This is a genomic window from Cellulomonas sp. A375-1 (assembly GCF_001040865.1).
Classification (GTDB): Bacteria; Actinomycetota; Actinomycetes; order Actinomycetales; family Cellulomonadaceae; genus Cellulomonas; species Cellulomonas gelida.
In genome coordinates this window covers 7876-16391 of record NZ_LFKW01000153.1, presented here as the reverse complement: position 1 = coordinate 16391, position 8516 = coordinate 7876, and the positions used below count along the sequence as shown (strand labels likewise).

Sequence of the window (8516 nt, the reverse complement as noted above, 5' to 3'; positions counted from 1 at the left end):
CGTGCCCCCGCCGCTGAACATCACGCAGGTCGGCGGGTACCTGAACCTCATCCAGGACGACGCGGTGATGCGCGCGCAGGTGCTCGCGGCGACGCTCGGGGTCGCGGGCCCCAACCCGACGCCGGGTTTCGACCCCGTGCTGCCGCCGCTGTACCTGACGACGCGGCTCAACGACCGCCCCACCGGGCCGGCGCAGGCGTCGATCCCGGTGAGCGTGCAGGTCCGCAACGACGTCGCGGAGGCGTTCGACGCGGCCCGCGCGGCACTGCACGCCCAGGGCGCGACCCTGCCCGTGCTCTCCGCGGTCCGGCCGCTGCCACCCGCGGGGATCGGCGTGCTGCCGCCGACCGACCTGCTGCCGTACCTCGGCCGCGTGCTCGAGCTCAGTCCCGCGTCGGCGCTCGTCGACCCGGCCACCGACGCGCTCGCGCTCGGCCAGGAGGGCGGCGCGGGTCCGCAGACCGTGGTCGCGCGCGTGCTCGACACCGCCGCACCCGACGCCGGCACGGTGCCGTCCGTCGCCTGGTCGCTGTGGGACTGCGACGCCACGACCTGCACGCAGACCACCGTGACCGACCGCTTCGTGCGGCTCGCCCCGGTGCTCGCCGCGGCGGGCTGGTACGCGCCCGACCCGGGCGCGCCGACGTCGTCGGGCGTGCCCGGCGCGTGGAACCGGTTCACGAACACGACGGGGCTGGTCGCGGGTGTGACGCGGTTCGGCGACGAGCTCGCGCTGCTGTGGTCCGCCGGGCAGGTCTCGGCGTCCAGCGTGCGCGAGAAGGTCGCGGCGGTCTGGGACGGCACGGCGTTCGTGGGGGCATGACATGACCGAGGGCAGGGGGCGAGGCGGACCGGGTCGCGAGGGCGAGGAGCACCGCGACGCCGGGCGGCCGACGCTGCGCCCGTCACAGGTGCGCGCGACCGCGGGCGAGTCAGCCGGCTCGTCGGGGACCACAGGCTCGTCGGGAACAACGGGCTCGTCGGGAACAACAGGCTCCTCGGGAACGACGGGCTCGTCGGGAAGCACGGGAGCGTCGGAACCTGCCTCGTGGCGCGTGACGTTCGCGTACGAGGGCGCGAAGGTGCGCGTCGCCGCCAAGCGGCGCGTCGCGACGCTCGCCCCGCCCGACGACACCGAGCTCGTGGCCGCGGGATCGCGCGGCTCGTGGGTCGAGGTGCGCGACGCGAGCGGCACCGTCCTCTACACGCAGGTGCTGCACCGGCCCATCCGGTCGCAGTACGAGGTGCACAACCGGCACGGCGTGCTGCCGCGCCACGTCGCCGCCGACGAGGTCAAGGGCGCGTTCGAGGTCCTCGTCCCGGACCTGCCGGGCGGGGTCGAGCTCGTCGTGCGCGGCCGGGCCGACGCGGACGCGGCCGACGCCGCACGCCTCGCGCCCCGCCAGCTCGCGAAGGTCCGGCTCGAGGAAGGGGCGAGCTGATGGGCGCGGCCGACGGCGCGGTGGTCTCGACGACGAAGATCGTCGACCACGGTCCCGACGCGAGCCGCTGGTGCCTCGTGATCCTGTCCGAGGGCTACCAGGCGGCCGAGCTGACGAAGTTCCACGCGGACGCCGAGGCGTTCGTCTCGAAGCTGTTCGCGACGCCCCCGTTCACCGAGAACTGGTGCGCGCTCAACGTCTTCCGCGTCGACGTCTCGTCGACCGACTCCGGCGCCGACGAGCCCGTGGCCTGCGCGGACGACCCGAGCCCCGGGTCGGGCAAGACCCCCGCGACGTTCTTCGACGCGACGTACTGCGTCGCCGGCACGCGTCGGCTGCTCGCGGGCGACGAGGCCCTCGCCCTGGCCACCGCGAGCGCCGCGGTCCCCGAGGTCGACGCGACGGTGATCATCGTCAACAACCCGATCTACGGCGGCGCGGGCGGCTCCGTCGCATGGTTCTCGACCCACCCGCAGGCCTCCGACATCGGCGTCCACGAGCTCGGGCACTCCGCGTTCCGCCTCGAGGACGAGTACGGCGACGCGATGGACACGTGGACGACGGGCGAGCCCGTCGAGCCGAACGTCACGACGATCACGGCCCGCGCGACGACGAAGTGGCACGAGCTCATCGCGGCGACCACCCCGCTGCCCACGCTCGTGCGCGGCGCGGGCAACTGCGGCGGCCCGGACTCCGAGCAGCCGAGCCCTGTGCCCGAGTCGACGGTCGGGCTGTTCGAGGGCGGCGCGCGCGCCCGCTGCGGCATCTACCGCTCGATGCACACGTGCAAGATGCGCATCCTCACCGCCCCGTTCTGCGTGGTGTGCAAGCGCGCGATCACCGCCGTGCTCGCCCCGCACCTCCCGCAGTTCAGCGGCCCGTACGTCGGCACGCAGTTCACCGGACCGGTCAAGGCCCACCAGACCGTCACGTGGTTCACCTACGACTGGCCCGCGTGCTGGCACGCGCTGTGGACCGTCGTGCCCAGCACGCCCGTCACACCCGTGGGCGGCGTGCGGTGGGAGACGCGCGTGCAGCGCACGTCCCGCGAGCGCATCCAGTACTGGGTCGCGGTCACGAACGACACGGACCAGGACGTCACGGTCGACGGCCGGTACGCCGTCGTCGCGTCCGTCTGACGCGCACCGGCGGACGCCGGACGCCCGACGAAGGAGCTCACATGCAGGTCGGCACGCAGTTCACCGGTCCGGTGCCGGCGGGCGCCACGCAGAAGTGGTTCACGCACTCGTGGCCGCTCGCCGCCAACGTCGTCTGGACCGTGGTCCCGACGACGATCGGCGGCTCGGGCGCGCAGCTCGAGTGGGACGTGCAGGTCCAGCTCGCGGGCGCGGGCCTGCTGACGTACTGGATCACCGTGAAGAACCTGTCCGCCACCGAGATCCAGGTGCAGGGGCGCTACGCGGTCCTGAGCTGACCCGGCCCGGCCGGTATCTCACGCGTCCGCCGGGGGCACCTTCTCCTCGGGCGTTCGGCCTCGTGGCCGTCCGCGCGGGGAGGGCGACGATGCCGACGACGACCGTGGTGAGCACCGCAGGCCTCGTCGTGCACCTGCTCGACGGGCCCTACGTGACCAGGGACGGCGCGCACGTCGACCTGCCCGACGGGACGCGGCCCCTGATCGTCCTGCTCGCGCGGCACGGCACGGAGGTCGAGCGGAGCCGGGCGGCGCGTGAGCTGTGGCCCGACTGCGCGGCCGACCGGGCGAGCGGCAACCTGCGCACCACGCTGTGGCGGCTGCACCGTGCCGTCCCGCAGCTCGTCGACGCGCACCGCCGCACCGTGCGGCTCGGGGCGGGCGTGGCCGTGGACGTCGCGGACGTCGTCGAGTGGGCAGCACGTGTCGCTGCCGGGACGGTCCCGGTCGACGAGGTGCTGCGGTGCGTGCCCGGGGTGGTGCGGCCGACCGTCGAGCTGCTTCCGGGCTGGGACGACGACACCGTGCTGCTCGACCGTGCGTGGCTGCGGCAGCAGGTGCTGCACGCGTTCGAGCGGGCGGCTTACCGGTGGCTGGCCGACGAGCCCGCGGCCGCGGCGCAGGTCGCGGCGGCGCTCGTGCACGCCGAGCCGCTGCGCGAGACCGCCCAGCGCCTGCTCCTCGAGGCGCTCCTCGCGGAGGGCAACCGCGCCGAGGCCTACCGCGCGCTCGACGACCACCGCCGACTCCTGCGCCGCGAGCTGGGCATCGACGTCGCCCCCGCCCTCACCGACCTCCTCCCCCACCCCACCCCCTGACCCCAGACCCCACCCGACGACCCAGCACCTACTCAGGCCTCGACGTCCCGCACCCGGAGCAACCCCTGTCTCGCCGCACCACCACCCCGACGACCCAGCACCTACTCAGGCCCGACCACCCCGCGCCCGGAGCAACCCCTGTCTCGCCTGACCGCACCCCCGCGCCCGAGCAGTGACGCAGCGTCCACTCCCGGAGCGCGAGGAGACGCCGGCCCGCAGCGCGGGCCCCGTCGTCCACCCATCGCCCACGAGGCAGCGGTTGAGCAAGCCCGCCGTCGATTTGGCCGGAGCGACCGCTGGGTCGCGGGTGGTGGGGGGAGCGAGGCAGCGGTTGATCAGGCCTGCCGTCGATATGGCCGGAGCGACCGCTGGGTCGCGGGTGGTGGGGGACGCTGCGGGGGGTGGGGAAAGGTCAGGGGGTCGGCCCGTCCCCCGACGGCCGACCCCCGTGGGCCGAAGACTCTCTAATCCGACTGATGTGGTCAAGTATTTGAGGGGTCCGACCACGATGCGAGACGCAAGCCCTCTGGCCTGGTCGTGCGTCAGACTCGGGCTGTGATGGACGTGCTCTCCTCCGCCGGGCCGACCGGCGCACGCCCCGGGGGCACGTGGGACTGGCTGCCCGAGCACGCCCCGATGCCGACGGAGACGGACCTCGCCCGCGCCCGCACGGAGGCCGAGGCGCTGCTCGCCGACCACGGCGTCACGTACGGCACCGCGGCCGAGCACGAGCCGTGGCGGCTCGACCCCGCGCCGGTGGTGATCGACGAGGACGAGTGGTCGGGCCTCGAGGCCGGCATCGCCCAGCGCGCCGAGCTGCTCGACGCCGTCCTCCAGGACCTCTACGGCGCCCGACGCCTGCTCACGGACTCGCTCTTGCCCCCCACCTCGGTGGTCGCGCACCCCGGGTTCCTGCGCACGGTCGACGGGCTGCGCCTGCCGGGCGGGCGCGAGCTCGTCCTGACCGCCACCGACCTCGCGCGCGACGACGACGGCACGTGGCTCGCGCTCGTCGACCGCACCCAGGCGCCGTCGGGGGCCGGGTACGCGATGGAGGGCCGACGCGTCGTCGCGCAGGTGCTCGAAGGCGTGTACCGGCAGACCCCGATCCAGCGGCTCGGCCCGTTCTTCCGCGCGCTGCGCCAGACGCTGCACGACGTCGCGCCGCCGTCGGCGCCGCAGCCCCGCATCGCGCTGCTCACGCCCGGGCCTGGCTCCGAGACCGCGTTCGACCAGGCGTACCTCGCCTCGATGCTCGGGCTGCCCCTCGTCGAGGGCTCTGACCTCGTCGTGCGCGACGGTCGGCTGTGGGTGCGGGGACTGGGCGGGACCGAGCCGGTCGACGTGCTGCTGCGTCGCGTCGACGCAGCCTGGTGCGACCCGCTGGACCTGCGCGCCGGGTCACGCCTCGGCGTCCCGGGGCTCGTGCGGGCCGTGCGCGCCGGGACGCTCTCGGTCGTCAACCCGCTCGGGTCGGGCGTGCTCGAGAACCCCGCGGTGATCGCGGCGCTCCCGCGCCTCGCGCGCACGGTGCTCGACCAGGACCTGCTGCTGCCGTCCGCGCCCACCTGGTGGTGCGGCGAGGCGTCGTCGGCGTCGCACGTGCTCGCGAACCTCGCAGACCTCGTCCTGATCCCGTTGTCCCGCGAGGAACGCGGCGTGCTGGGGTGGACCCTCGACGCGGCCGCGCGCGACGCGCTCGCGGCACGGATCGCCGCCGAGCCGTGGCGCTGGGCCGGGCAGGCGCGCGTCGGCGGCGGGGCGGTCGTGGACCTGCCCGGCCCCGACGACGAGCCCGCCGGCGGTCGGCCGGCGCGGGCGGACTCGGGTGTCGGGGTGCTCCGCACGTTCGCGGTGGCGCACCGCGGTGCGTACACGGTCATGGCGGGTGGGCTCGCGCGCGTCGCGGACGGACCGGTGGTCTCGTCGCGGACCGGCGCGGTCGCCAAGGACGTGTGGGTGCTCGCCGGTGCGGGCGCGGACCAGCCCGCGGAGGCGACCGAGAGTGCCGGTGAGGTGACCGTCGCGCGCCGCGCGGGAGTCGGGATCTCGCCGCGCACCGCGGAGAACCTGTTCTGGCTGGGTCGCTACGCCGAACGCGCCGAGGACCAGGCGCGCGACCTGCGCGTCGTCGTCGACCGGTGGGACGACTTCCACGGGCGGCCGCGGTCCGCGGGCGGGCGTGCGCTCGCTGTGCTCGTCGGCGCGCTCGTCGACCCGGACGCCGCCGACGACGCGACGCACGCCCCCACGCTGCGCGAGCTCGCTCTCGACCGCGCCCGCCCCGAGTCGATCGCGGCGTCCGTGGCGGGACTCGGCAACGCCGCCGCGGCGGTGCGCGACCAGCTCTCGACCGACACGTTCGGGCCGCTCGCCCGGATCGACCGCGCGCTGCGGGCCGAGCGCGCACGCCAGCGCGTCCCCGAGGTCGGGCTCGACCTGGGCCGGTTCGACGACGCGCGCGCGGCGACCGCCGGGCTGCGGCCCGTGCTCGACCGCACGCTCGAGGGCCTGCTCGCGGTCGCGGGGATCGTCGCCGAGGGCCTCGTCCGGGACGTCGGCTGGCACCTGCTCGACGCGGGTCGTCGGCTCGAGCGCGCGCAGCACGTGGTCGCCGCGCTGCGCCGCACGCTCGTCGAACCGCTGGCCCGCACGGTCGAGGCGCACGTCGTGGACTCCGTGGTGCTCGCGCACGACTCGTCGATCACGTTCCGCCGCCGCTACCCCGACGACGCGGGCGTCACCGCGGTGCTCGACCTGCTGCTGCTCGACGACGCCAACCCGCGCTCGCTCGCGTTCCAGCTCGACCGCCTGCGCCGCGACCTGGCGGGCGTCCCGATGCGCGCCCGGAGCACCGACGAGCGCGACCGCCTGCTCACGCAGGTGCTCGACCTCGTCGCCGAGCTCGACCCTGCCGCGGCCGCCGCGCGCGACGCCGACGGACGACGGGCGCGGCTGGCCGAGACGCTGGACTCGATCCAGTGGCGCCTGCTGGCCGTCGCCGACGAGATCGAGAAGGTGCACTTCGCGCGGCCGCTCGCCGCTCGCGCGCTCGACGACCCGTGGGACGCGGGCGACGAGGAGGAGGCGCCGTGAGCCGCACGTACGACCTCGTGCACCGCACCACGTACACCTACCCGCAGGAGGTCACCGACTCCTACGGGCGCACGGTCATGACCCCGCGCGACCTGCCCGGGCAGACGTGCGTGACCAGCCACGTCGAGCTCGACCCGGCCCCCGCCGACACCGCCGTGCAGCACGACTACTTCGGCAACCGCACGACGTACTACTGCGTCACCGAGCCGCACACCCGGCTCGTCGTGACCGCGCGCTCGACGATCGAGGTCACCCGGCCGCAGCCCGACGCGGCGAGCCTGCCGACCGTCGCGTGGGACGAGACCGCGGCGTCGGTGCAGTCCGGCTCGGAGGCCGCGGCGATGTCGCCCGACGCGCTCGTCGCGCTGCGCGAGATGGTGCTGCCGTCCGCGCACGTGACGTTCGTCGACGAGGTGCGCGCGTGGGCCGAGCCGTCGTTCGCGCCGGGGCGTCCGCTCGCCGAGGTCGTCGTCGACCTGTGCCACCGGATCCGCCACGAGCTCACGTACCGCACGGGGTCGACGACGGTCACCACGACCCAGCGCCAGCTCCTCGCGCAGCGCACCGGCGTGTGCCAGGACTTCGCGCACCTCATGATCGCCGCGCTGCGGCTGCACGGCGTACCCGCGCGTTACGTCAGCGGGTACCTCGAGACGCGGCCGCCGGCCGGGCGCGAGAAGCTGCGCGGCGCCGACGCGTCCCACGCCTGGGTGTCCGTGTGGGTCCCGGGCGCGGGGTGGGTCGACGCGGACCCGACCAACGACCAGCTCGTCGACGACCGGTACGTCGTGCTCGGGTGGGGGCGCGACTACCACGACGTGCCGCCGCTGCGGGGCGTGATCTTCACCGAGGGCAGCGGCTCGAAGCTGACCGTGCAGGTGGACCTGGTGCCGTCCGGCTCACCCGCATTCGTCTGACCGGCTGCCCTGCCGGTGCCACGGCGCTAGGTTCGCCCTGGGAGGCATCCATGAGCGAAGCGGGCTGGCGGGCGTTCCTGGCGGCGGACGGTCTCGAGGACTGGGTGGTGCTGCACGGCGGTGCGGCGGCGGTGTTCCGCGTCCCGTCGCTCGCCGCGGCCGCGGCGATGGCCGTCGACGTCGCGGGCGTGCACGGACTCGAGGGCTCGGGGGTCCACCTGTCGATCACCGACGGGCAGCTCGGCGTGCGGCTCACGCGCGACCTGTGGCACCTCGAGGAGCGGCACGTCGACCTCGCCCGCGTGATCTCGGCGGTCGCGCGCACGCACGGCGCCGTCGCCGACCGGGCCGCGGTCCAGGAGGTCCAGCTCGCGGTCTCCGCCCGGCCCGACGACACCGACCTCGGGTTCTGGCGCGCCGTCCTGGGCTACGCGCAGGCGTCCGACGACAACAGCATCGACCCGCTGGGCCACGGCTCGACCGTGTGGATGCAGGAGCTCGACCCGGCCCGGCCGCTGCGGCACGCGATGCACGTCGACGTCTCCGTGGCGCGCGAGCACGCCGAGTCCCGCCTGGCCGCCGCGCTCGCCGCCGGGGGTCGTGTGGTCGAGGAGTCCGGGGCGCCCGCGAGCTGGATCCTGTCGGACCGCGCGGGCAACCGCGTGTGCATCGCCGCGTGGCCGGACGGCGCGCCCGTCCCAGGCGAGGACGACGAGCAGCCGGCACAGGGCTGAGCAGCTCAGGACCCGTCGCGGGCCCGTCGGACGAGCGGTGCGCGCGGTCAGCGCGGCGGGACCGCGCGACGCGT

General features: G+C 75.4%; 8 protein-coding genes. All 8 read left to right on the top strand.

Translation table 11 applies throughout. The features are described from left to right. The coding region (locus CWIS_RS16485) for a hypothetical protein (protein WP_197080880.1) at positions 1–823 on the top strand (823 nt) is incomplete at its 5' end. Positions 824–1055: 232 nt separating this feature from the next. Further along, the gene (locus CWIS_RS16480; protein WP_053071796.1) at positions 1056–1442 is read left to right on the top strand and encodes a hypothetical protein; all 387 of its coding nucleotides are present in this window, start codon (positions 1056–1058) and stop codon (positions 1440–1442) included. Further along, a complete protein-coding gene (locus CWIS_RS16475) occupies positions 1442–2581 on the top strand; it encodes a M64 family metallopeptidase (RefSeq protein ID WP_053071795.1) in 1140 nt (379 codons plus the stop codon). The genes CWIS_RS16480 and CWIS_RS16475 overlap by 1 nt, the downstream gene beginning before the upstream one ends. 41 nt (positions 2582–2622) lie before the next feature. Further along, positions 2623–2877, top strand: coding sequence for a hypothetical protein (locus tag CWIS_RS16470; protein WP_048344430.1), 255 nt, complete (start codon positions 2623–2625; stop codon positions 2875–2877). Positions 2878–2966: 89 nt separating this feature from the next. Continuing rightward, entirely contained in the window at positions 2967–3695 is a 729-nt protein-coding gene (locus CWIS_RS16465; RefSeq protein ID WP_048344429.1) for a BTAD domain-containing putative transcriptional regulator, read from the top strand. Between the two features lie 558 nt (positions 3696–4253). After that, the gene (locus CWIS_RS16460; protein ID WP_082156555.1) at positions 4254–6791 is read left to right on the top strand and encodes a circularly permuted type 2 ATP-grasp protein; all 2538 of its coding nucleotides are present in this window, start codon (positions 4254–4256) and stop codon (positions 6789–6791) included. Continuing rightward, on the top strand, positions 6788–7708 hold the full coding sequence (locus CWIS_RS16455; protein WP_048344427.1) for a transglutaminase family protein: 921 nt from the start codon (positions 6788–6790) through the stop codon (positions 7706–7708). Before CWIS_RS16460 ends, CWIS_RS16455 begins: the two co-directional genes overlap by 4 nt. Positions 7709–7758: 50 nt before the next feature. Next, positions 7759–8442, top strand: coding sequence for a VOC family protein (locus tag CWIS_RS16450; protein WP_048344426.1), 684 nt, complete (start codon positions 7759–7761; stop codon positions 8440–8442). Positions 8443–8516 lie beyond the last annotated feature (74 nt).